The organism is Streptomyces sp. SAS_272 (genome assembly GCF_052543235.1).
In genome coordinates this window covers 68504-91053 of sequence record NZ_JBMNDR010000020.1, presented here as the reverse complement: position 1 = coordinate 91053, position 22550 = coordinate 68504, and the positions used below count along the sequence as shown (strand labels likewise).

Sequence of the window (22550 nt, the reverse complement as noted above, 5' to 3'; positions counted from 1 at the left end):
TGCGACGTCACTTTGGTTCCATGCGCATCGGGGTCATCGGGACGGGCCGCATAGGCACCATTCATGCGAACACACTCAGCCGTCACCGCGAGGTCGGATCCCTCATCCTGACGGACGCCGACCACGGGCGGGCCCAGGAGCTCGCGCTGCGGCTGGGAGAGACGGCCGCCCCCGGGGTGGACGAGATCTTCCGCTGGGGCGTGGACGCCGTGGTCATCACGACGGCCACCTCGGCCCACGCCGAACTGATCGGTCGGGCAGCACGCTCCGGGCTCCCGGTCTTCTGCGAGAAGCCGATCGCGCTGGATCTGGCGGGGACCTTACAGGCGATAGCCGAGGTCGAGAACGCCGGAACGATCCTCCAGATGGGCTTCCAGCGCCGCTTCGACGCGGGGTACACGGGGGCCCGCGAGGCGGTGCGCTCGGGACGGCTCGGACGGCTGCACACGGTGCGGGCGCTGACCTCCGACGAGTCGGCGCCGCCGGCCGCCTGGCTGCCGGTGTCCGGCGGGATCTACCGGGACGCCCTCATCCACGACTTCGACTGCCTGCGCTGGGTGACCGGGCGCGAGGTGGCGGACGTGTACGCGGCCGGGTCCGACGCCGGTCCCGCGATGTTCCGCGAGGCGGGGGACGTGGACACGGCGGCCGCGGTCCTCACCCTCGACGACGGCACCCTCGCCACCGCGACGGCGACACGGCTGAACGGAGCGGGTTACGACGTCCGCATGGAGCTGGCCGGGGAGCTGGACCAGATCGTCGTGGGCCTGGACGACCGCACGCCGATCGCGTCCACCGAACCCACCGGTCCGCCGGCCGCGGACAAGCCGTGGACGGGTTTCCTGGAACGCTTCGAACCCGCTTACACGGCGGAGCTGAACGCCTTCGTGGACGTCGTCCGAGGCGGCCGCGCCAACCCGTGCGACGGCCGCGAGGCCCTGCAGGCCCTGCGCATCGCCGAGGCCTGCGAGGTGTCCCGGCGAGAACGCCGGGCGGTACGGCTCGCGGAGATCCCGGCGGCCCTCGGGACCGCCTGAGCTGCGACCGACCCCCTCGCGGCGGGCACCGGACGGAGGCCGCCGCGGCGAGAGAGCGCGGTTGTGGACCGTCGCCCGAATCCGTGGTGCGCCACCGCCGCCCGCGGCCTTCGCCCCGATCGTCTTCGCCCGTCCGGCCGTGTCAGGTCCGAGGTCTCCCGTCCGGCAGGTCCGCCTCGTGGGCGCGCCGGGTGTCGGCGTCGGCGTCGGCCGCGTGGTCCGGCAACATGGTCCGCGAATCTACGCACGGAGAGACCCGAACGCCTTCCCGCCGACGGCGATCCCCTACCGAAGGACGACGGCCGTCGACCGACGTCGCGCGGGCGCCGCCCCGGGTCAGCCGGCGTCCGTCGAGAACAGTCCGCCCGTCGGCCCCTGCTTGTCGCCGCCCTGGGCCTTGCGGAGGGCGTTCGCGAGGCTCTCGATGGTGAGGGACTGCAGGATGACCCGGCCGCTGCCCTCCAGCGTGGCCAGGGAGAGGCCCTCGCCGCCGAACACCGCGTTCATCATCCCCTGGCGGTCGAGGCCGCCGACGCGCTGGACGCCGTAGCGGATGCCGTCCTCGAAGGCGACCACGCAACCGGTGTCCACCTCGATGCGGCCCCCGAAGTCGGCCGGATCGAGGTCGATGAAGTTGCCGGCGCCCGCGATGATCACCGTTCCGTGGCCGGTGAACTTCTCCAGGACGAAGCCCTCGCCGCCCTTCATGCCGGTGCGGCCGCCCTGGAAGGCGATGCCGAAGTCGACGCTGGACTCGGCGGCCACGAAGGCGTCCTTCTCGGCGAACCACGCGCGCGTGCCGTCCAGCTCCAGGGCGCGCATCTCACCGGGGAGCACGCCGGCGAAGCCGACGGTGCCCTCGCCGCCCCTCACGCCGAAGTACTGGAAGGCCGGCGACTCGCCCGCGAGCGCGCGCTGGCCGACCTGCACGGCGGTGCCCATCGCCTGGCGCAGCATCCCGCCCATGCGGCCACCGCCACCGCCCCCGCCCTGCGGCTGCCGGGCGCCGCCGGACGGGCCGCCCAGGCGGGTCTCCATGGTCACGTTCGTCGTCTTGAAGAGGAACTTCCCGGCCTCGCAGTACACGCTCTGGCCGGGCTGCAGGGTGACGACCGCCATCTGCATGGCGCTGCCGACGATCTCTTGCTGAAGGGTCACACCGGGAGAACGCGAAAGGCGGAGGAAGTGTTCCGGTTTGTCCGGGAAAATCCGCTCAGGACGGGACCCGGTCAGCCGCCCAGCTCCTGGTGGCGGGCCGTGAGGCGGCTCGCGCCCTCCTCCGTCAGGGAGCCGAACAGGCGCAGGCGGGAGATGCCGCCGTCCGGATAGATGTCCACGCGCGCGTGCGTCCCGACCACGGGTTCCGGCAGGACGAAGCGGTGGTTGGCGTCGGGCTGCAGGCGGGTGCGCGGCAGGATCTCGGTCCATCCGCCGTCGTCGCCGTCCTTGACCGACACCGAGGCCCAGCCGGCGCTGTTGCCCTTCAGGTACGCGGTGTCGATCTCCAGCGCGCGGATCCGCGCCTGGGCGGCAAGCCGGTAGCGGATCCAGTCGTTGCCCCGGTCGCGGCGGCGGCGGGTCTCCCAGCCGTCGTCCATCTTGCGGGAGCGGCCCGGCTGGATGGTGTGGGAGGCCGGCGAGTAGAAGAGGTCGGAGGCGTCCTCGACCCGGCCGCCGTTCTCCAGGGCGACCACGTCGAAGGCGCCGAGCACCGCCAGCCACCCGGGGTCGGGGACGACCTCGCCGTACACGCGCAGGCGGGCGATGCCGCCGTCGGGGTGCTGGTTGACCCGCAGATGCGTGAAGCGCTGCTCGGTCGCCACGGAGAAACCGTTCGCCGCATGGCCGCCCACCGGCGTGCGCGGGACCAGCGTGGTCCACTTCACGTCGTCCCCGAGGAGCTCCTGCGGCGACGGCGAGCCCGCCACCGACGCGCCCTCGACCGACACCGCCTGCGGGTGGTTGCCGCGGAAGTGGGCCGTGTCGACGACGATGCCCCGGATCACGCCGGGCGCGCCGAGACGGACGAGCGCCCAGTCGTGGTCGTCGGCGGTCGGCCACGGGGAGTCGGCACAGGCGCCGCGGCGGCGGCGGGTCTCCCAGCCGTCCATGATCTTGCCCTTGTGCCCGAAGTGCTCCGGGTCGAACTCGGCCGGCCCGGGCAGCAGCAGGTTCTCGCGCTGGGCGAAGAACTCGTCGTTGGCGGCGACGACCGCGCCGCCGAGCCGCCGGTCCGCGAGGTCGACGTACCGGGTGAAGGGGAAGTCGGCGGTGCGGTAGTCCGCGTACGGGTCGCCGCCTCCGTAGGGGTTCGCGTCGCCGGTGAAACTCGTCGTCGCCGTCACGGTGATCAGATCTGCCTTTCGGGAGTCGGCCGCGGCGGGGTCGCGGTGCGGGTGCGGAGGTCGCGGTGCGGGTGCGGGCGTCCGGCGGCGCGCCGGCGTCAGGCGCCGCGGGTGAGCAGCCGGCCCTTCGGCGGGGTGAACTCGCCGTCGGCGACGATGCGTTCACCCCGCAGCCAGGTGGACTTCACGACGCCGTGGAGGGTTCTTCCGGCGTACGCCGTGACGCGGTTGCGGTGCTGGAGTGCCGCCGGGTCGACGGTGAAGGTCTCGTCGGGGGCGAGGACGGCGAAGTCGGCGTCCCGGCCCGCCTCGATCGCGCCCTTGCGGTCGAGGCCCACGAGGGCGGCCGTCCGCGTGGACATCCACCGCACGACGTCCTCGAGGCCGTGCCCCCGTCTGCGCGCCTCGGTCCAGACCGCCGAGAGGCTGAGCTGGAGGCCGGAGATGCCGCCCCACGCGGTCGCGAAGTCGCCGGTCTTCAGGTCGGCGGTGGACGGCGAGTGGTCGGTGACCACGCAGTCGATCGTGCCGTCGGCGAGGGCCTGCCACAGCAGGTCCTGGTTGGCGGCCTCGCGGATGGGCGGGCAGCACTTGAACTCGCTGGCCCCGTCGGGCACTTCCTCTGCCGTCAGGGTCAGATAGTGCGGGCAGGTCTCCACGGTGATCCGGACGCCGTCGGCCTTGGCGGCGGCGATCAGCGGGAGCGCGTCGCTCGAGGAGAGGTGCAGGACGTGCACGCGTGCGTGGAGCCGCCGGGCCTGGGCGACGAGGTGCGCGACGGCGGTGTCCTCGGCGCCGCGCGGGCGGCTGGCGAGGAAGTCCGCGTACCGGGGGCCGCCCCGCTGCGGGGCCGCGTCCAGGTGATGCGGGTCCTCCGCGTGCACGATCAGCAGGCCGTCGAAGCCGGCGATCTCGGCCAGGGATCGCGCCAGGCCGTCCCTGTCGAGGTGCGGGAACTCGTCCACGCCGGACGGGGAGAGGAACGCCTTGAAGCCGAAGACCCCGCTGTCGTGCAGGGGCCGCAGGTCCTTGACGTTGTCGGGCAGGGCGCCGCCCCAGAAGCCGACGTCGATGTGCGCCTTGTCCGCGGCGACCTCCCTCTTGACGCGGAGGTGCTCGACCGTCGTGGTCGGCGGCAGGGAGTTCAGGGGCATGTCGACGAGGGTGGTGATGCCGCCGGCCGCCGCCGCGCGGGTGGCGGTCCAAAAGCCCTCCCAGTGGGTGCGGCCGGGGTCGTTGACATGCACGTGCGTGTCGACCAGGCCGGGCAGCAGGACGTCGTCGCCGAAGTCCTCCAGGCGGGCGCCCTCGGGAACGGGGGCGTCGTACGGCAGGACGGCCGTGATGACGCCGTCCGCCACCGCGACGGCCGCGGAGCGCGTCCCCTCGCCAGTGATGACGCGCGTCGAGCGCAGCAACAGTTCGGCCTCGGACACCCGGACCCCTCTCTCCCGTGCACTCCGGTCATCTGTCAGAAACGTTCGGAAACTCTCACGTCACAGAATTCAACGTTCTGTTGAAGGAGTCTTCACTCCCGCCCTCGCGCCGTCAAGGGCGCACTCCCCCACAGTGCACCCGTCGCCGCCACTGTGGATGTTTCCACAAAGTGGAATGACAATTCCGTGCAGCAGAACGTAGCTACGCACAAGCCGGGAGTCAACCGACCGGCGGGTAGGCTTCAGCCCCGCCCGCCCGTTGCGAAAGGACGCGCCGTGCCGACGTCGAGCGCCAGCACCCCCGACTCCACCAAGTCCGCCGGCGGAGGGGTCCAGTCACTCGAGCGCGCCTTCGATCTGCTCGAGCGGATGGCGGACGCGGGAGGCGAGGTCGGCCTGAGCGAGCTGTCCGCGAGCAGCGGGCTGCCGCTGCCCACCATCCACCGCCTCATGCGCACCCTGGTGGCCTGCGGCTACGTCCGCCAGCAGTCCAACCGCCGCTACGCGCTGGGCCCCCGGCTGATCCGGCTGGGCGAGTCGGCCTCCCGGCTGCTGGGCACCTGGGCCCGCCCCTACCTGGCCCGCCTCGTCGAGGAGACCGGCGAGACGGCGAACATGGCGCTGCTCGACGGCGACGAGATCGTGTACGTGGCGCAGGTGCCGTCCAAGCACTCGATGCGGATGTTCACCGAGGTCGGACGCCGGGTCCTGCCGCACTCCACCGGCGTCGGCAAGGCCCTGCTGGCCGGCTTCCCCGACGACGAGGTGCGCGCCCTGCTGGCCCGCACCGGCATGCCCGCCGCCACGGACAAGACGATCACCACGCCGGAGGGCTTCCTTGCGGCGCTGGCGGACGTCCGGCGTACCGGGTTCGCCGTCGACGACAACGAGCAGGAGATCGGCGTCCGCTGCCTCGCGGTGTCCGTGCCCGACTCCCCCACCGCCGCGGCCGTCTCCATCTCCGGCCCGGCGGGCCGCGTCACGGAGGAGGCCACGGAGAAGATCGTGCCGGTGCTCCAGCAGGTGGCGGCCGAGCTGTCGCACGCCCTGACCAATCCGGGCGCCGGAACCGGCTGACCCGCGCCGGGCAGTGCGGGCCGCGGGTCAGCGGCGCGGGGTCTGCCCGAAGAGCTCCACCGCGCTGCGCACGTCGGACAGGCTGCGGGCCAGCGCGCTCACCGAGCCGATGGCGCCGGCGACCAGCAGCAGCGAGCGGCGTAACCGCGGCGCCTCCGGGGTGCCGTGGGCCGCCATCGCGGCGAGCGCGGCGAGTTCGTCCTCGGCGATGACCCGGTCCGGGAACTCCGCAGGGTGCGCGGCGAGTTCGCGGCGCAGCCGGGACACCGCGGTCCGCAGTTCCGCCACCCTCGGATCCTCGTCGCTGCCGGTCACTGCCCTCTGCCCCAAGCTCCGCAACACAGCTCTCCCCCCTCGCACCCCGCCGGGCACGAGTACGCGCCGTCCCGCCCCGCCTCCCCATGGCGCCGGTCGTGCGCCGGGGGACGCGCGGGTCAGTAAACGCCACCCCCTGGCGGGTGCGCCACAGCGCGGACCGAAATTCAGCCTCCGGAGACCATGTGTCCGACGCCGCGTCAGGTATGCAGGACACATGACGCACACGGAAGACGCAGGCGCGACCGGCGCCGAGTGCCAGGTGGCGGGCCTGATCCTCGCGGCGGGCGGGGGGCGAAGGCTCGGCGGGCGGCCCAAGGCGCTGCTCGAACACCGGGGACGCCCGCTCGTGGAGCACGCGGTGCGCACGCTGCGCACGGCGGGCTGCACCCGCGTGCACGTGGTGCTGGGGGCCGCCGCGGACACCGTGCGGGAGCGGGCCCGGCTCGAGGGGTGCGTGCTGGTGGACAACCCCGACTGGGCGCAGGGGATGGGCACGTCACTGCGCGCCGGGCTCGCCTCGCTGCCCCGCCCCGTCTCGCCCGCCGACCCGCCGGGCCCCGGCGCGCACGCCAGGGAGGGCCCCGCGAGGGCGGCGCTGGTCCTCCTCGTCGACCAGCCCGGCATCGGCCCGCAGGCGGTGGCGCGGGTGCTCGCGGCGTACGAGGGCGAGTCCTCGCTCGTGTCCGCGGCCTACGACGGCGAGCGCGGCCATCCGGTCCTGTTCGGCTCCCGTCACTGGGCGGGCGTCGCCGCGACCGCGACCGGCGACCGGGGGGCGCGCGCCTATCTGAGCGCGCACCGGGAGGCGCTCACGCTCGTCGAGTGCGGTGACGTGGCACGGCCGTTCGACATCGACACACCGGAGGATCTCGCTCACCTCGAGTGAGCCCCCTGGCACCGAGCGCCGCCTTGCCTCGACCCGGAGACTCTCGACATCAACAAACCATTGAACTTCCACGATGAGGAAACTAGTATCCACTGTTCAGAAGGGCTTGGCCCGTCCGGAGCCTCGCTCGCCGTACCCGGTACGACTGGCACCCGGTGCCACCGCTGAAGGAAGTGACCGCTCATGTCCGCACCAGCGCCGTCCCCGCTGGCCATCGTCGACGCCGAGCCCCTGCCGCGGCAGGGGGAGGTCCTCACCGAGCCGGCGCTCGCCTTCGTGGCCGAACTGCACCGGCGGTTCACACCGCGCCGCGACGAACTCCTCGCCCGCCGCGCGAAGCGCCGCGCCGAGATCGCCCGCACCTGCACGCTCGACTTCCTCCCGGAGACCGCCGCGATCCGCGCCGACGACTCCTGGCGGGTGGCGCCCTCCCCCGCGGCCCTGGACGACCGCCGGGTCGAGATCACCGGCCCCACCGACCGCAAGATGACGATCAACGCTCTCAACTCCGGGGCCCGGGTCTGGCTCGCCGACTTCGAGGACGCCTCCGCGCCGACGTGGGAGAACGTCGTCCTCGGCCAGGTCAACCTGGCCGACGCCTACACCCGCTCCATCGACTTCACCGACCCGGCGTCCGGCAAGTCGTACGCGCTGAAGGAGAACAGCGAGCTCGCCACCGTCGTGATGCGGCCGCGCGGCTGGCACCTCGACGAGCGTCACCTCGTCGACGCCGACGGCCGCGCCGTGCCCGGCGCCCTCGTCGACTTCGGCCTCTACTTCTTCCACAACGCCCACCGTCTCCTCGACCTCGGCAAGGGCCCGTACTTCTACCTCCCGAAGACGGAGTCGCACCTGGAGGCCCGCCTCTGGAACGACGTGTTCGTCTTCGCGCAGGACCACGTCGGCATCCCGCAGGGCACCGTGCGCGCCACCGTCCTCATCGAGACGATCACGGCCGCGTACGAGATGGAGGAGATCCTCTACGAACTCCGCGACCACGCCTCGGGGTTGAACGCGGGCCGCTGGGACTACCTGTTCTCCATCGTCAAGAACTTCCGTGACGGCGGCGCCAGGTTCGTCCTGCCGGACCGCAACGCCGTGACGATGACCGCCCCGTTCATGCGCGCCTACACCGAACTGCTCGTGCGCACCTGCCACCGGCGCGGCGCGCACGCCATCGGCGGCATGGCCGCGTTCATCCCCTCCCGTCGCGACGCCGAGGTGAACAAGGTCGCGTTCGAGAAGGTCAAGGCCGACAAGGACCGCGAGGCGAACGACGGGTTCGACGGCTCGTGGGTGGCTCACCCGGACCTGGTGCCGATCGCCATGGCGTCCTTCGACAGGGTCCTCGGCGACCGGCCCAACCAGAAGGACCGGCTGCGCGAGGACGTCCACGTCGAGGCCGCCGACCTCATCGCCGTCGACTCGCTCGAGGCGAGGCCCACCTACCCGGGGCTGGTCAACGCCGTGCAGGTGGGCATCCGTTACATCGAGGCGTGGCTGCGCGGACTGGGCGCGGTCGCCATCTTCAACCTCATGGAGGACGCCGCGACCGCCGAGATCTCCCGCTCGCAGATCTGGCAGTGGATCAACGCCGGGGTGGAGTTCGAGAACGGCGAGAAGGCCACCCCCGAGCTGGCCCGCAGGGTCGCCGCCGGGGAACTCGCCGCGATCCGCGACGAGATCGGCGAGGAGGCGTTCGCGGCCGGCCACTGGCAGCAGGCACACGACCTGCTGCTGACGGTCGCGCTCGACGAGGACTACGCGGACTTCCTCACCCTGCCGGCCTACGAGCAGCTCAGGGGCTGACCTCCGGACGGTCCGAGTGGCCCAGGGTCCGCCCCGGGGCCACTCGGTCGCGCACCAGCCGCTTCACCGCCGTGGGCTCCGGGAAGCCCTGCGCACGGCGGTCCCAGACGACCTCGCCGTCGACCCGGACGACGAACACGCCGCCCGTGCCGGGCTTCAGCGACAGTTGCGCGATCTCCGTCTCGAAGGTCGTCAGCAACTCCTGCGCCAGCCACGCCGCGCGGGGCAGCCAGCGGCACTGGGTGCAGTACTCGATCTGTACGGCATGGCTCATCCGAGGTGCACCGACCAATCCTGTTCCGCCGCCGGCTCGCCGTGCAGGTCCGGGACCTGTTTGAGCCAGCTCGGACGGCCCTGACGGGTCTTCGCCGCCCGCCGGGCCTCCTCGGCGGCGAGTTCCTCCCGGCTGGGGAAGCCGGTCGGCAGCCAGGCCGCGGAGGCCCTCACGCGCGCGTGGAGGTAGCGCACGTACGCCTCCCGGACGGCGTCCGCCGTCGCGAAGCCGTCCTCGCCGGCCAGCCAGGCGTCCGGGACCTCCGCCACGATCGCGCGCAGCAGCTCCTCGGTGACCCGGGGGGCCAGCTCGGCGTCGGCGGCGCGGGTGTCGGGGGCGTAGCGGCCCAGGGCGTGGTGGCGGAAGTCGTAGGCCCGCTCCGGAGCGGAGGCGTCCCAGCGGTGGTGGAAGACGAGGGCGGCCCCGTGGTCGATCAGCCACAGCCGCGGCGGCACGGTCCCGAACGTGGGCCAGAGCATCAGGTTGGAGCTGTGGACCGTCCGGTCGACGTTGACGGTCAGGGCGTCGAGCCAGACGATCCGTCCCGCCTCCAAAGGGTCCACGGCGAACGACTCGGCGGCCTGCGGGGTGAAGTCCCGCGCTCCCGGCAGCAGGTCCATGCCGAGGTTGACGCCGTGGCTGGCGTCGAGGAGGTCGCGCACCTCCTGGTGCGGCTCGTGCGCCGCGAGCGCCGGGTCGAAGTGGACGAGGACCAGTTCGGGGAAGCGCAGTCCGAGCGCGCGCGCCAGCTCGCCGACGATCACCTCGGCGACCAGCGCCTTGCGGCCCTGCGCGGAGCCGGTGAACTTCACGACGTAGGTGCCGAGGTCGTCGGCCTCCACGACGCCGGGGACGGAACCGCCGGAGCGCAGGGGTTCGATGTAGCGAGTTGCGGTGACCACTCTCAGCATTTTCTCAGGCCACCCGCCTTTTCAGTCTTGCAATCCACGGTCGACCTTGGGGTCTCAAACAGCGGATATTTCCCGTCAGCAGCCCTGAGGAGAATCGGGGGAGTTTCGAAGAGCATGCAAATCTCCCTGCCTCCCCAGCAGTCCGTCGATGGTCGTCCGCCCCTTGCTTCCGGCCTCCGGCATGAAGTGAGCATAGTAACCGAGGGTGATCGCAGGCGAGGAATGCCCGAGCCACCACGCCAGGGCCACGACGGATTCTCCAGACTCCAGCATGATGGAGGCGTAGGTGTCCCGCAGCGCGTGGAAGCCGTCCTTCGGCGCAGCCTCCCATTGCCAGTCCTTTGTCCCCTTGGCGCGCGGCGGGATGATTCCCGCCTGGGCCAATGCGGGTTTCCAGGTGTATGTGTTCCACGTGTTCACGGCGATGGCCTCGCCGAATCGCGTGGTGAGCAGCAGCGAGAACTTCCTTCGCGGTCCTTCCGGCTTCTCCCACGGGAGTTCTCTCTCGACCGGCGGGAACGCTTCGACGTGGCGCTTGAGCTCCTCGGCAACCGTGGAGGGCATGTCGACGACACGGGTCTTCTTCCCTTTCGGCAGGGCGAAGTACAGCCGCCCCTTGATCTCCTGGACCTGGCGACGAACGTGAAGCACGCCTCTCGCGTAGTCGATGTCCTCCGGGCCAACCCGAACACCTCGCCCTGGCGAAGTCCGCACCCCAGGCCGAGGACGACAGTGATCCGGTTGTGCGGCTGCTGGAGACCATTCGCCAGTACGGGCGCGAGCGTTTGACCGACGACGCCCGCGAGGACCGGCGGGTGCGGCGATGGCACCGTGACTTCTATCTCGCCCTGGCCAAGGACCTCCACGAGAACTGGTGCGACCCGCAGCCGCGTCAGCCGGAGATCCTGGCCCGGCTACGGGCCGAGCACGGCAATCTGCTGACAGCCTTGGCGTACCGAAACGTGCCGTCGGCGCTGAACCCGGCGATGCCGCACGACGCGTCCTGTTGCGATGACCCGCAGGCCACGCTGGCATTGGCCGCCGCCCTCCTCTATTACTGGGTCGCGGGTGGATTCCGCAGCGAGGGACGGCGGCAGCTGGAGCGCGCTCTCACGGAGGCGCCCGACCCCACTCCGGCGCGGGCTCACGCATTGGTGGCGGCCGCGCACGTGGCGCTGTTGCAGTCCGACCTGTCGGCAGCGGACGGGTGGCTGACGGAGGCCGGTGCACTTGCCGAGCGGCTGGGCGAACCAGCCCTCTCCGCCCGTGTGCGCGGCTACCGGGGCGTGTCGGCACTGTTCCAGGGCCGGGTGGCGGAGGCGTTCTCCCATGTGGAGCAGGCAGTGGCTGACCACACCGCACTCGGCGACCGGTTCGGCACGGTGACCTGGCTGTGCACACTGGCCACTGTCGGCAACGCGGCCAAGAACCCGCGCGCGCCCCAGATCGCGCGGGAGGCCCTCGCGGCCGCTGAGACCCACGGTGAGCAATGGGCCCGTGCTCATCTGCTCATGGCCATGGGCCGTCGTGCCTGGACACTGGGCGAACTGTCGGAGGCCGACAACTTGGCGCGGTCCGCACTGGAGGCGTTGCGGGGCTTCGACGACACCTTCGGCATCGCCAAGATGGTGGAGCAACTGGCCTGGATCACCGCTTCAGCCGGTGACCATCGGCGGGCCGGCCGCCTCCTGGGCCTGGCGCGGTCGCTGCGCCACGCCATCGACGTCACCATCGCCATGGGCGAGCCGCAGGACACGGAGTTCCACGACCGCTGCTCGACCGAGGTGCGCCGGGCCTTGGGCCATGACGGGTACGAACAGGCACTGCGGGACAGCGCCGCACTCGACGGCGCTGCCGCAGCCATCGACTACGCCCTGGAGAGCCAGACCGAGACCGGGACCCGTCCGGACGCGGCTACGGCATCCGAGAGCCCGCTGACCCGCAGGGAGGAGCAGGTAGCCGCACTGGTGGCCCTGGGCATGACCAACCGGCGGATCGCCGCCGAGCTCGTGCTGTCGCCACGCACCATCGACAGTCACGTCGACCGAATCCTGACCAAACTCGGTTTCTCCTCCCGGGCCCAGATCGCCGTGTGGTGGGCGGCACAATCGGTAGCCGGTCCGTAGAACCGTCAAGACCCGGACTCCCCTTGAGCACTTTCGACGCTCGGCTGTCGCTCAGGTCCAGAGCTCGACGGTCTGTCCCGCCTGACCAGGCGCATGAGGAACGCAGGCTACGCGCCGGCAACCGTCTGACGCAGCCAGCCGAAAGTGGGTGTCGCATCAGGTGACACGCGGCTGCACTCTCCGTGCGGCTCCTCCTCGACCCCCTACAGCCGGACTCTCCTCAAAGCCTCGTTCAGCAGCGTGACCAACTCGTTGACGATGGGGAGGCGGGCGCCTGGTCTGCTCACGGCGAGAACCTCGCGGTGGAGTGGCACGACTCCGGACGGAAGGACAACCTGTTCGACTCCGGACCAGTCCTTGTCTCCGCTGATGAGAGTGGCTGGGATCAGCCCCACCGCCAAACCGGCTCTGATCATGGCCAGCATGCTGTGCAGATCCTCGGTTTCCAGCGTGACGTCGGGAGAGATCCCCAGTTCTCCGGCCCAGCGATGCAGCAGACGCCGATCGGGACTGTGCGCATGGCCCGAGGTCCATTCCATCTCAAGACATTCCGCCAGTTCCATCGGGCGACGTTCCGGCCGGGTACCCGTGACAAGCACCAGCGGCTCGTGCCCCACAGAAGTGATGGTCCACTCACCAGAGGCGGTCGGTGGGTCCTCGGGCATGTACCGGTAGGCGATGAGCAGGTCCAGATCACCCGATCTGAGCATGGGCAGCCCTTTGTCCGTCTCCACGATGACCAGGCGGATGCGGGGGCCGAAGCCACGAGGCTTGAGAACGGACAGGATCCCGGGGAGCAGGTGGCTCATCGCGCTTGGGTAGGCGCCGACGCGCAGTTCGGCGATTTCACGGTTCGAGATGCCGTTGGCAGTGTCCTGGAACCGGGCGGTCGCGTCGAAGAGCGTCTCGGTCGCCTTTGCGAGGGAGCGGCCGGCCGCGGTGAGGATCAGCCGGCTGCCAGGGCGGCGGATGACCAGCTCGATGCCCATGTCGCGTTCCAGCGCGGCGATGTGCTGGGACACCGCGGAGGGTACGTAGCCGAGAGTTGCCGCAGCTTCGGCCATGGAGCCGCGGTTCACCACGGCCATGAAGGTGGACAGGAGCTTCAGATCCGGCTGAGACTTCACGAATCGTGAACTCTCCCTTCTCGATCCATCGCTTTACGTGTTCGTTCACCGGTGCCAGAGTCTAGGCAACGGGCCGCAAGAGCGCGCCCCACCCGCACTGTCGTCCTCGCCGTCGCCGACCGCCCGCAGCCGCCAGTCGTTGGCAGGACCGGTCCCCACTCCTGCAGAAAGCCGAGGCCATGGCCGTCGACCTGACCGCGCTCCGGGCCCACTTCCCCTCCCTCGACCACGGCCTCGCCTTCTTCGACGGCCCGGGCGGGACCCAGACCCCCCGCCCCGTCGCCGACGCCATCACCGCGACGCTGACCGGCCCCCTCTCCAACCGGGGTGTTGTCAGCCCGTCCGAGCTGAACGCCGAGCGCGCCGTCGCGGAGTTCCGCGCCGCCTACGCCGACCTGCTCAACATGCCCGCCGACGGCATCGTCCACGGGCGCAGCGCCACCCAGCTCACGTACGACTTCTCCCGTCACCTGGCCAAGGGCTGGAAGGCGGGTGACGAGATCGTCCTCAGCCGCCTGGACCACGACTGCAATGTCCGCCCCTGGGTCCAGGCGGCCGAGCGCGCCGGAGTGACGGTCCGCTGGATCGAGATCGACGCCAGGACGACGGAACTGGACCTCGATTCTTTCGAGCGGGCGCTGTCGCCCCGGACCCGGCTGGTCGCGGTCACGGCGGCCTCGAACGTGCTGGGCACCAAACCGCCCGTACGCCGGATCGCCGACCGGGCGCACGAGGTCGGCGCCCTGGTGTACGTGGACGGGGTGCACTACGCCGCCCATCACCTGGTGGACGTGCCCGCGATGGGTGCGGACCTGTTCGTCTGCTCGCCGTACAAGCTCCTCGGACCGCACTGCGGCGTGCTCGCGGGAGCGCCCGAACTCCTCGAAACCGTCCAGCCGGACAAGCTCCTGCCGTCCCCCGACACCGTGCCGGAACGCTTCGAGTTCGGCACGCTGCCTTACGAGATCCTGGCGGGCGCCACGGCCTCCGTGGAGTTCATCGCCGCGATCGACCCGGGCGTAGCAACCACGCGCAGGGAGCGGCTCGCACATTCTCTGGGCTCTCTGCACGAACACGAGCAGGCGCTGCGTACGAGGATGCAGGACGGTCTGCACACTCTGGATGATCTCGTCACCGTGCACTCGAAGGCGGCCGACCGCACTCCGACCCTCCTGATGACACTCGAAGGCCGCGATGCCCGCGAGGCCCAGGCGCACCTGGCCGCACGCGGCGTCCTGGCCCCCGCCGGGTCGTTCTACGCGTACGAGCCCTTCGCCGCCCTGAAGCTGGAGGACCCCGCCCTACGGGTGGGCCTGGCGCCGTACAACACCGCCGAGGACGTGGACAGGCTCCTCGACGGTCTCTCCTCCTTTCTCTGAAGTCTGTCCCTCATGTGACCGACCGAGTGCCGAGCCGCCGGTCGACAGCCGGATGCCCTCTCCGCCAGTCCCTTCGAAGCGTGAAGACGTCGCCGTGCCACTTCGGCTCGCACCCGGGCGGCGACCGGCGCACCGGCGGCCGTCGCGAGCACCGCCGGTGCGAACAAGGACGGCTCTGCCCAGGTGTCTTGCGCGGAGGACGCGAGTCGCCGCGACAGGGAAGTCAACGGCCCATCACCGCTGACTTCACAGCAACCTCTGAGCACTGACCGCGTTTTCGGTTCGTGGTCGGCTCTTCCGTGTACCGGAAGTTGGCGAGTCGGGATGTGTCCGGACGACCGGAATCCACTGTTCGCCAGGGCGAGGGTGCGCCGGTCCGCCATCCGAGATGGCTCGACAGGCGGCTGTGACCAGCCCTTTCGTTCTCTCCCGAGCCTGCCGCGTCATGGTTGTAGTGCCCCGCACGGTTACATCGGTCTGTCCGTATGCCCGCTTCGATACTCGATGCTCCGGGGCGTCTGCCTCCGCGGCACAGAATGCCCTTGCCCTCCGGCCGTGCGCGGCTGTCGCTCTCCCGTGGGAGGGATGCGCGGTGACCGGTCTCCTGGGGACGCCTGCCGGATCGCCCATCCTCGAGACGGCCCGCCGCGCGGCCGAGCATCGCGCGCAGGGTGGCCGGCAACAAGACCAGCGCGGGCCGCCGCGGCGGTCTGTCGCGCGAGACGTTCTACCAACGCCTGCGCACCATCGAGCGCCTGCTCGGCTGCGACCTCGAATCCGGCGAACGGCGCACCGCATTGCATGTGGCCCTGATGGCGCTGGACGTCTTGCGCACCGGTTGATCCCATGCCTCGCCTGCGGATGTTCCGTCGAGGAACCGCCGCGCCGTTGCCCCGCAGATACGCGAACAGCTCGGCTGGGACCGGACAGTCACCGGCCCACAGGACGCGAACACACGACGTACGTCCCGTGCCCGCCGCACGGGCGTAGGCGCAGCACAGGGCGAGGAAACGGCCGTTGCGCACAGGGCGCGCATCCCGCCCCGGTCCCGGATGCGGTGCCGGCCGGGGATGTGCTGGGGCATCAGCCGCGCGTGCCGGCCAGCACCAGGACGAAGACCGCGGTTTCGGCGAGGCAGGCGGCGCGGAGGCGTTCTTGCGGGTTGTTCGCTTGGCACAGCCAGCGGCTTCAGAGCGCGCCAGCCCCTTGGCAGTCACTCAGTGTTCGAACGACGGATACGGACTTTCGTCTCGTCGCCGCTGGTCACGTCGGCTTCCCCTGGGGAGAATCTGGGGAGTGTCCGCACCGCTGGGGAGCGCGTGGGGAGGACCGGCTGCATAACGCCGCACGAAACTGAAACGCTCCGAAAGACGCATCCGCGCAGGTCAGGAACGGGTTCAGCCGCATCACCACAGGTCAGCGCCACCCCGTGGACAACTTCACGACGTAGGTGCCGAGGTCGTCGGCCTCGACGACGCCGGGCACGGAGCCGCCCGACCTCAGCGGGTTCACGTATCGGACAGCGGTCACTTCGCGCAGCACACCGGTCAGCGTAATTCAGATCATGTGCGGCGGGCGTCGGTCCCGTCGGCGAGCGGGTTGGGCAGCGGCAGATAGCGGGCGTCCGCGCCGTCCGCGCCCGTCCAGCGCAGCAGCAGGTTCGTCTTGCCCGGCAGGGTGGGCGCCGTGAGCAGGGCCGCCGTCTCGGGCAGGTCGTGGCGGGCCAGTGCGCGGCGGGCCGCGGGCCACGGGTCGAACCCGCGGTGGTGTGCGGCGAGGGCCGCGGCGACCTCCCACAGGTGGTTCACGACCAGGCAGTACACCAGCCGCTCCCAGCCCGCCGACCGCTCCACGTCGGGCAGGAGTTTCACGCCCTCGGCGTCCCGGAACAGGGCCTGCACCGGAAGGCCGTCGGCGTCGACGGCGACGAGCGTGTTCTGCAGATGCGCCTCGAGGACGACGCCGTGACCGGCGAACGCCTCCAGGGCCGGCGGGACGACGGCCGACAGGTACGCCTCCCACCACCTCGCGGGGTCCTTCGTCGCCGCCAGCGGGCTGCCGTCGAAGCCCTCCACGAGGCCCGCGGCGAGCAGCGGGGTCGCGCCGGGCAGCACCGGAGCGGCCAGTCCGTCGCGGACCAGGACGGCGAGCGCCTCGAAGGCGAAGGCGGCGGTGCGGTGGCCGCGGTCGCTCAGCCAGACCGCCGGACCGTCCCAGGCCGCGAAGGCGCGGGCCGCCGCGGCGTCCGTCCGGCGCAGCTTCAGCAGGTCGTGTCGCCACAGCCGGCGGATGTCGTTGGTGATGCGCACGTCGAGGCTGAACTTCAGGCACAGGTCCCGCTCGGGCGCGTACACCGTGCGCACGGCGGCCGTCGGCCACACGTCGAAGGCGGTCGTGCCCAGCCGCACCAGCCGGCCGTCGGCGAAGGCGGGCGCGAGCTCCCGGGCCGCGAGGTCGAGCTGCCAGGGGTGAGCCGGCAGCAGCCGGTACCCGGGCGGGGCCTCGCCGAGGGCGTCCAGCGCGCCGGTGTCGCCCTCCTCGACGACGGCGTCCTCGCGCAGCCCCAGCAGGACGAGCGGGAAGCGGGCGTGCGCCTCGGGGGCGTACGGCAGCCAGCCGGCCGCGGGACCGCCGCCGCGCGCTTTGGGGGCCGGATGGTGGGGGTGGCCGGTGATCAGGGACTGTTCGGAGCGCAGGTAGCGGTCGGCCGGCGGGGTGGCACGCGCGCGTGCGGTCAGCAGCGCCGCCACCACGTCCCTGCTGTCGATCATCTCGGCGGGCAGGTCGGGGTTGTCCGCTCCGGTGCGCAGACGCAGCTCCTCGGCGGTCAGGGCGACGAGCCCGCAGTGGTCCAGCGGACGCCAGGCGCCCGCCTCGTAGACCTCCGGGCCGGCCGGCCGGCGGTCGCCGCGCACGCGCAGCAGGCGGCCGCCGGGCAGCCGGTGGACCGGCCGTCCGTCGTCGCCCGGCGCGCGGGGCAGCGGCTCGGCGAGCTCCCGCAGCAGACAGTTCAGCAGCGGGGCGGCGGCATACGCGTCGGCACGCTCGGCGACGCCGTCGCCGCGAGCCGGAGCCCCGGGGGGCGGCGTCGGCTCGGGGGGCGGGGGGATGAGGTCCACGCGATCCACTGGTTCCCTGGTTCCCTACGGTTCTGCTGGGCGGAGACGATCAAGTATCGCTGTCGTCACGAGCCGTCCGCGACGCCGTACCCGTACCCCCAGGAGCTCCCCCGTGCACCGTCCCCCCAGCGTCGAGACCGACCTGGCCGAAGAACTGGCCGCCGTACGTCCCGCCCTCGGCCCGCGGTTCACGGCCGCGCTGCCCGGGGCCCGGGCGGCCGTGCTGACCCGGCTGTGGCGGGCGCTCGCCCACGAGCCGCTGCCATGGGTGGCGCACCGTGAGGGGTGCGGTCCGCGGGGCCGGGAGGGGCTGCTGCTGCGGCTGCGGGACGGACGCCGTCTGCTCGGCCCGCCCGCGGACCCGTACACGACCGCCGCCGGTGTGACCGAGGTGCGCCTGGACGCGACGGCGTACGACGACCCCGCCCGGCTGCTGGCGGAGCTGGCGGTCCCGCACGGTGCGGACTTCGCCGCCGAACTCGGCCACAGCGTCGCGTCGTTGGCGTTGTCCCGGGCCGGCCAGGACCCGGACGACAGCGGCCTGGCGCATGCCGAGAAGTGGCCGGCGCAGGACTGGGAGTGGGAGCAGCAGGTCGTCGACGGGCATCCCTTCCACCCCAACTGCCGGGCGCGGCCCGGGTTCTCGGTGGCCGAGCAGCTGGCGTACGGTCCCGAGCACCGGCCGTCGGTGCGGCTGGAGCTGCTGCCGGCGCCCGCCGCCGACTGCCTGGTGTCGGGCGAGTGGCCGGACCGACTGCGGGACGGCGCACGGCTGTTGATCCCGGTGCATCCGTGGCAGGCGGCACATGTGCTCGGCCGGACCGGCCGGGAGGGGATGGCGGCCCGTCCGCTGATGTCGCTGCGCACGCTCGCCCTGGCGGACGGCCTGCACGTCAAGACCGCGTTGAGCACCCGGCTGACCTCCTCGGTGCGGGACATCTCCGTCAGCTCGGTGGCCGCCTCCGCGGTCCTCTCGGCGTTCGCGCAGACCCTGACGCCGCACGCGCACGGCCTGCTGCACATGACCCGGACGCTGGGCGCCGCCACCGCCTGTTCGCCGGACCTGGCGGCCGTGCTGCGCGAGTCGCCGCGGGAATACGGTGGGCCCGGCGAGCACGTCGTCCCGGTGGCCGCCCTCGCAGGCACCGGACTGCCTAGCGACAGCGCCTGGTTGGGCCGGCTGGCGCGGCTCGGGCTCACCGTCGGACTGCGCATGCTGGAGCTGGGCGTGGCGCTGGAGGCGCACGGCCAGAACCTGCTGGTGGTGCTGTCGCCGACGGGCGAGCCGCTGCGGCTGGTCTACCGCGACCTGGCCGACATCCGGGTCAGTCCGGCGCGGCTGGCCCGGCACGGCGTCCCGCTGCCCGACGGCCTGCCCGCACGGATCGTCACGGACGACGTGACGGTGCTGCGCCGCAAGCTGTTCGGCTCGCTGGTGGCGGGAGCGCTGGCGGGGACGGCCGGCAGCGGCCGGGCGCTGGGGGCGGCCCTGGAGGCCGCCGTACGGGATCTGCCCCGCTCCCCGGACCTCGTGGCGCTGTGCGAGGAGCCGCTGCCCGCGAAGGCGCTGACGCTGATGCGGCTGTCGCCGAGGACGTCCGGCGACCAGTGGGCCGGGCTGCCCAACCCGTTGCGGTGGCAGGCGGACTGACCCCGTTTTGTGGCGGGCCGCCTCTGATCAATAGGATCCGCCGATGATCAGAACACAACGGCTGGCGGCGGGCGTCTGCGCCCTGCTCGCCGCGCTCGCGGCCGGGATCGCGTTCCCGGCCGGGGCGACAGCCGACGAGACCACCGCCGCCGCACCCAAGGTCGACCTGGTCCTCGACGTCAGCGGTTCGATGCGGACGAAGGACATGGACGGCGGGACGCGGATGGCCGCGGCCAAGCAGGCGTTCAACGAGGTGCTGGACGCGACCCCGGAGAACGTCCTGCTCGGCATCCGCACCCTCGGCGCCAATTATCCGGGCGACGACCGCAAGACGGGCTGCAAGGACACCGCGCAGCTCTACCCGGTCGGCCCGCTGGACCGGACCGAGGCGAAGACGGCGGTGGCGACGCTGTCGCCGACCGGCTGGACGCCGATCGGTCCCGCCCTGCTGAAGGCGGCCGGCGACCTCGACGGCGGCACCGGCTCCAAGCGCATCGTGCTGATCAGCGACGGCGAGGACACCTGTCCTCCGCTCGACCCGTGCGAGGTCGCCCGCGAGATCGCGGCCAAGGGCATCGGCCTGACCATCGACACCCTCGGCCTGGTGCCCAACGTCAAGATGCGCCGGCAGCTCAGCTGCATCGCGGAGGCGACCGGCGGCACCTACACCTCGGTGGAGCACACCGACGAACTCACCGACCGGGTGAACCAGTTGGTCGACCGGGCCGCGGATCCCGTGGTCACTCCGGTGGCCGCCGAGGGCGCGGCCTCCTGCGCCAAGGCGCCCACGCTGAAGTCGGGTCTGTACACCGACCGCGAGGAGTTCGGCCAGGAGCGCTGGTACCGGGTCGACGTCGAGCCGGGCCAGGAACTGCGCGCCTCGGTGAGCGTGTCGGCGGACCGGGCCGTGAACCCCGACTACGGGGTGCTGCTGCGGGCGCTCACCGTGCACGGCCGGGAGATCGTGCGCGGCGAGGCCGCGGGCATCGGCCGGACCGACGTCATCTCGACGGGTCTGCGCTACCCGAAGGCGGAGAGCGACGACGACGACACGCCGGCCGAGACGGTGTGCGTCCAGGTCACCAACTCCTACTCGGCGGCGGCCGGCGTGAAGACCACGCCGGGCATGCCGCTGGAGCTGACGGTGGACGTCGTGGACGGCCCGTCGCAGGCGAGCGACGTGGCCGCCTTCGGCCTCGGCCGGGGCTGGTGGCTGCTGGGCGTCCTGGTGCTGGTCGGCTTCCTCGCGGGTGTGCTGTGGGGCTGGGCGTCTCGCTGGCGGGTAGCGGTCTGGAGGACCAACTGATGCGGATCACACGTGTGCTGAGCAGCGTCCTGCTGGTGCTCGGGCCGGTGGCGGGGCTGGCGCTCGGCCCCGCGGCCGCACCGGCCGCGGCCGACTCGACGCCGTCGGCGAGTCCGTCCGGCGACGGTTCCGCGCCGACCGAGGCGGGCACCTCGTTCCGTACGGCGACGGAGATCGAACAGGGGCAGAAGGCGACGGCGAACGGCTCCGCGGGCGACTACCTGTACTGGTCGTTCCCGGCGGACACCGGTCAGCGCCCCACCGTCGAGGCGACGGTGAAGCTGCCCGGGACCCATGCGGCGCAGACCTGGCAGGTCGACGTGTACGACGGTCTGCGGCGCCGTCAGGCCTGCCAGTACGGCGCGCAGACGCGGACCGCCGCGGCGGGCGCGAGCTCCGTCGAACTGGCCTGCGTGCTGCGCACGGTGCGCGCCTGGTCGGAGCCGTGGGCCGACGACCCGCTGCCGGGCACGTACTACGTCCGGCTGACGGTCCTCGGGCTGGCTGCGGCCGACCTGGGCCTGCCGGTCGGGGCGGAACTGCGGGTCGACTCCAAGGACATCGGCGGATCCGCGGCCGTAGACGGTTCGCTGGCGAAGCCGCTCGTTCCCGGCATCGCGGCGAGGTCCGAGACCGAGAAGGACGACTCCTCGGCCTCGGCCGTGCTGTCGAGCATCGAGCCGGACGACGGCTGGGCGTCCGGCTGGTGGTCCGACCGGTGGGTGTGGACCGCGGTCGGCGCGGTGCTCGCCGCCCTCGCCGGGATCGGCGGATACACGCTGACCCGCGGCTCGGGACGGCCGCGGCACGTGCCCCCGGGCGCCTGACGCCTCCTCACAGGGCCCACCGCGCGCCGCGGTGGGCCCTGTCTCATGCCCCGTGCGGCACGTACGGCGGGCCTGCCTCATGCCACCCGCAGCACGTCGGCCGACGGGCCCCGCCGCACACCGCCCGCAGCACGTCGGGCAGCGGCCCTGTCTCATGCCACCCGCAGCACGTGCGGCGGGCCTGTCTCATGCCACCCGCGGCACGTCGGGCAGCGGGCCCCGTCTCATGCTGCCCGCAGCGCCTTCGCCGGCGGGCCCTCGCCGGCCACTTCGATCCGGCCGACGCGCACGGCGTCCAGGACGCCCAGCTCCCCCCGGGCGACGGCCGCGGCGGCATCGGCGTCCAGGGTGAGCAGCGCGTCGGGCTCCCGGGGGGCGCGGCCGTCGCCGTAGACCGGCCCCGGCGCGTCCCCGACATAGAGGTGGAACGCGCCTTCCTCCAGCCGTACTTCGACCAGCCCCTCGTCCACCCCGCCGTGCCGCAGGCCGCGCAGCAGGGGCAGCGCGAACCAGTGGGCGCGCAGGGCGTCGGTGGGCCGCCGCTCACCGAGCTCGCCCTCCCCCCACGCCCCCAGGGCCTGCAGCACCGGCAGCAACTCCTCGCCGCGGAGGGTGAGTTCGTAGACGTATGCCGCTCCCGGCGGGGGCAGCCTGCGCCGGGTGGTCAGCCCGTCCCGCTCCATGTCCTTCAGCCGTGAGGCGAGTACGTCCGTGCTGACACCCGGCAGGTCGGCGTGCAGGTCGGTGTAGCGGCGCGGGCCGGCGAGCAGCTCCCGGACGATCAGCAGGGTCCAGCGGTCGCCGACGACGTCGAGGGCGCGCGCGGCGGAACAGTACTGGTCGTAGCTTCGGCGAGGTGACATGGCACGCAGTCTAGACATGTCGTTGGACTTTCCAAGCGGGAACTTGGTAAAACCAAGCA

Annotated in this window: 19 protein-coding genes and 2 pseudogenes; 10 read left to right on the top strand and 11 right to left on the bottom strand. The window is 72.2% G+C overall.

Annotated features, from left to right (window positions below; translation table 11 throughout):
• Positions 1-20 precede the first annotated feature (20 nt).
• Positions 21-1037, top strand: coding sequence for a Gfo/Idh/MocA family protein (locus ACN6LD_RS14790; protein ID WP_319189856.1), 1017 nt, complete (start codon positions 21-23; stop codon positions 1035-1037).
• 336 nt (positions 1038-1373) lie between these two features.
• On the opposite strand, the gene ACN6LD_RS14785 is transcribed toward ACN6LD_RS14790, so the two are convergent.
• The 3 genes from ACN6LD_RS14785 to allB all read right to left on the bottom strand — a co-directional run bounded on the left by ACN6LD_RS14785 (position 1374) and on the right by allB (position 4818).
• A complete protein-coding gene (locus ACN6LD_RS14785; protein WP_445043389.1) occupies positions 1374-2195 on the bottom strand; it encodes an AIM24 family protein in 822 nt (273 codons plus the stop codon).
• Between the two features lie 71 nt (positions 2196-2266).
• Positions 2267-3382, bottom strand: a complete 1116-nt coding sequence (gene alc, locus ACN6LD_RS14780) for an allantoicase (protein ID WP_319189859.1) — start codon at positions 3380-3382, stop codon at positions 2267-2269.
• Between the two features lie 98 nt (positions 3383-3480).
• Positions 3481-4818, bottom strand: coding sequence for an allantoinase AllB (gene allB / locus ACN6LD_RS14775; protein WP_445043388.1), 1338 nt, complete (start codon positions 4816-4818; stop codon positions 3481-3483).
• 276 nt (positions 4819-5094) lie between these two features.
• Here allB and ACN6LD_RS14770 point away from each other — a divergent pair, with 276 nt between their 5' ends.
• The gene (locus tag ACN6LD_RS14770) at positions 5095-5895 is read left to right on the top strand and encodes an IclR family transcriptional regulator (RefSeq protein ID WP_445043387.1); all 801 of its coding nucleotides are present in this window, start codon (positions 5095-5097) and stop codon (positions 5893-5895) included.
• Positions 5896-5922: 27 nt separating this feature from the next.
• On the opposite strand, the gene ACN6LD_RS14765 is transcribed toward ACN6LD_RS14770, so the two are convergent.
• On the bottom strand, positions 5923-6210 hold the full coding sequence (locus ACN6LD_RS14765; protein WP_319189898.1) for a DUF5955 family protein: 288 nt from the start codon (positions 6208-6210) through the stop codon (positions 5923-5925).
• Between the two features lie 217 nt (positions 6211-6427).
• On the opposite strand from ACN6LD_RS14765, the gene ACN6LD_RS14760 reads away from it, so the two are divergent.
• The gene (locus ACN6LD_RS14760; protein ID WP_445043386.1) at positions 6428-7099 is read left to right on the top strand and encodes a nucleotidyltransferase family protein; all 672 of its coding nucleotides are present in this window, start codon (positions 6428-6430) and stop codon (positions 7097-7099) included.
• A gap of 183 nt (positions 7100-7282) precedes the next feature.
• Positions 7283-8908 carry a malate synthase A gene (gene aceB / locus ACN6LD_RS14755; RefSeq protein ID WP_445043385.1) on the top strand — a complete coding sequence of 542 codons (1626 nt, stop codon included), beginning with the start codon at positions 7283-7285 and terminating at the stop codon, positions 8906-8908.
• Here aceB and ACN6LD_RS14750 read toward each other — a convergent pair.
• The 3 genes from ACN6LD_RS14750 to ACN6LD_RS14740 form a co-directional block, all read right to left on the bottom strand.
• The gene (locus ACN6LD_RS14750; protein ID WP_319189866.1) at positions 8898-9182 is read right to left on the bottom strand and encodes an Rdx family protein; all 285 of its coding nucleotides are present in this window, start codon (positions 9180-9182) and stop codon (positions 8898-8900) included. The two genes, aceB and ACN6LD_RS14750, sit on opposite strands and share 11 nt — an antisense overlap.
• Positions 9179-10093, bottom strand: a complete 915-nt coding sequence (locus tag ACN6LD_RS14745) for a HipA family kinase (protein ID WP_319189868.1) — start codon at positions 10091-10093, stop codon at positions 9179-9181. Before ACN6LD_RS14745 ends, ACN6LD_RS14750 begins: the two co-directional genes overlap by 4 nt.
• Positions 10094-10168: 75 nt before the next feature.
• A complete protein-coding gene (locus ACN6LD_RS14740; protein ID WP_445043384.1) occupies positions 10169-10744 on the bottom strand; it encodes a hypothetical protein in 576 nt (191 codons plus the stop codon).
• A gap of 92 nt (positions 10745-10836) precedes the next feature.
• On the opposite strand from ACN6LD_RS14740, the gene ACN6LD_RS14735 reads away from it, so the two are divergent.
• Positions 10837-12219 carry a helix-turn-helix domain-containing protein gene (locus ACN6LD_RS14735; protein ID WP_445043383.1) on the top strand — a complete coding sequence of 461 codons (1383 nt, stop codon included), beginning with the start codon at positions 10837-10839 and terminating at the stop codon, positions 12217-12219.
• A gap of 203 nt (positions 12220-12422) precedes the next feature.
• On the opposite strand, the gene ACN6LD_RS14730 is transcribed toward ACN6LD_RS14735, so the two are convergent.
• Complete coding sequence (locus ACN6LD_RS14730; protein ID WP_319189872.1) at positions 12423-13346, bottom strand: LysR family transcriptional regulator; 924 nt, start codon at positions 13344-13346, stop codon at positions 12423-12425.
• Positions 13347-13525: 179 nt separating this feature from the next.
• Here ACN6LD_RS14730 and ACN6LD_RS14725 point away from each other — a divergent pair, with 179 nt between their 5' ends.
• On the top strand, positions 13526-14725 hold the full coding sequence (locus tag ACN6LD_RS14725; RefSeq protein ID WP_445043382.1) for a cysteine desulfurase-like protein: 1200 nt from the start codon (positions 13526-13528) through the stop codon (positions 14723-14725).
• A gap of 674 nt (positions 14726-15399) precedes the next feature.
• A pseudogene (locus ACN6LD_RS14720) lies at positions 15400-15567 on the top strand (helix-turn-helix domain-containing protein); the annotation flags it as partial.
• Between the two features lie 589 nt (positions 15568-16156).
• On the opposite strand, the pseudogene ACN6LD_RS14715 reads toward ACN6LD_RS14720, so the two are convergent.
• Positions 16157-16267: pseudogene (locus ACN6LD_RS14715) on the bottom strand (HipA family kinase); the annotation flags it as partial.
• A gap of 20 nt (positions 16268-16287) precedes the next feature.
• On the bottom strand, positions 16288-17853 hold the full coding sequence (locus ACN6LD_RS14710) for an IucA/IucC family protein (RefSeq protein ID WP_319189876.1): 1566 nt from the start codon (positions 17851-17853) through the stop codon (positions 16288-16290).
• A 103-nt stretch (positions 17854-17956) separates the two neighbouring features.
• On the opposite strand from ACN6LD_RS14710, the gene ACN6LD_RS14705 reads away from it, so the two are divergent.
• From ACN6LD_RS14705 to ACN6LD_RS14695, 3 genes are read left to right on the top strand one after another with little or no spacing between them, the layout of a single operon-like run.
• Positions 17957-19495, top strand: coding sequence for an IucA/IucC family protein (locus ACN6LD_RS14705; RefSeq protein ID WP_445043381.1), 1539 nt, complete (start codon positions 17957-17959; stop codon positions 19493-19495).
• 43 nt (positions 19496-19538) lie between these two features.
• A complete protein-coding gene (locus tag ACN6LD_RS14700) occupies positions 19539-20801 on the top strand; it encodes a VWA domain-containing protein (RefSeq protein WP_445043380.1) in 1263 nt (420 codons plus the stop codon).
• Complete coding sequence (locus tag ACN6LD_RS14695) at positions 20801-21628, top strand: hypothetical protein (RefSeq protein ID WP_445043379.1); 828 nt, start codon at positions 20801-20803, stop codon at positions 21626-21628. The genes ACN6LD_RS14700 and ACN6LD_RS14695 overlap by 1 nt, the downstream gene beginning before the upstream one ends.
• Before the next feature lie 224 nt (positions 21629-21852).
• On the opposite strand, the gene ACN6LD_RS14690 is transcribed toward ACN6LD_RS14695, so the two are convergent.
• On the bottom strand, positions 21853-22491 hold the full coding sequence (locus ACN6LD_RS14690) for a winged helix-turn-helix transcriptional regulator (RefSeq protein WP_319189884.1): 639 nt from the start codon (positions 22489-22491) through the stop codon (positions 21853-21855).
• Between the last annotated feature and the right edge of the window lie 59 nt (positions 22492-22550).

Bases quoted from the DNA above. Each gene is read 5' to 3' on its own strand.
- ACN6LD_RS14690 (WP_319189884.1), bottom strand. From the start codon at position 22,491: ATGTCACCTCGCCGAAGCTACGACCAGTACTGTTCCGCCGCGCGCGCC.
- ACN6LD_RS14760 (WP_445043386.1), top strand. From the start codon at position 6,428: ATGACGCACACGGAAGACGCAGGCGCGACCGGCGCCGAGTGCCAGGTG.
- ACN6LD_RS14745 (WP_319189868.1), bottom strand. From the start codon at position 10,093: ATGCTGAGAGTGGTCACCGCAACTCGCTACATCGAACCCCTGCGCTCC.
- ACN6LD_RS14790 (WP_319189856.1), top strand. From the start codon at position 21: ATGCGCATCGGGGTCATCGGGACGGGCCGCATAGGCACCATTCATGCG.
- aceB (WP_445043385.1), top strand. From the start codon at position 7,283: ATGTCCGCACCAGCGCCGTCCCCGCTGGCCATCGTCGACGCCGAGCCC.
- ACN6LD_RS14695 (WP_445043379.1), top strand. From the start codon at position 20,801: ATGCGGATCACACGTGTGCTGAGCAGCGTCCTGCTGGTGCTCGGGCCG.
- ACN6LD_RS14700 (WP_445043380.1), top strand. From the start codon at position 19,539: ATGATCAGAACACAACGGCTGGCGGCGGGCGTCTGCGCCCTGCTCGCC.
- ACN6LD_RS14750 (WP_319189866.1), bottom strand. From the start codon at position 9,182: ATGAGCCATGCCGTACAGATCGAGTACTGCACCCAGTGCCGCTGGCTG.
- ACN6LD_RS14725 (WP_445043382.1), top strand. From the start codon at position 13,526: ATGGCCGTCGACCTGACCGCGCTCCGGGCCCACTTCCCCTCCCTCGAC.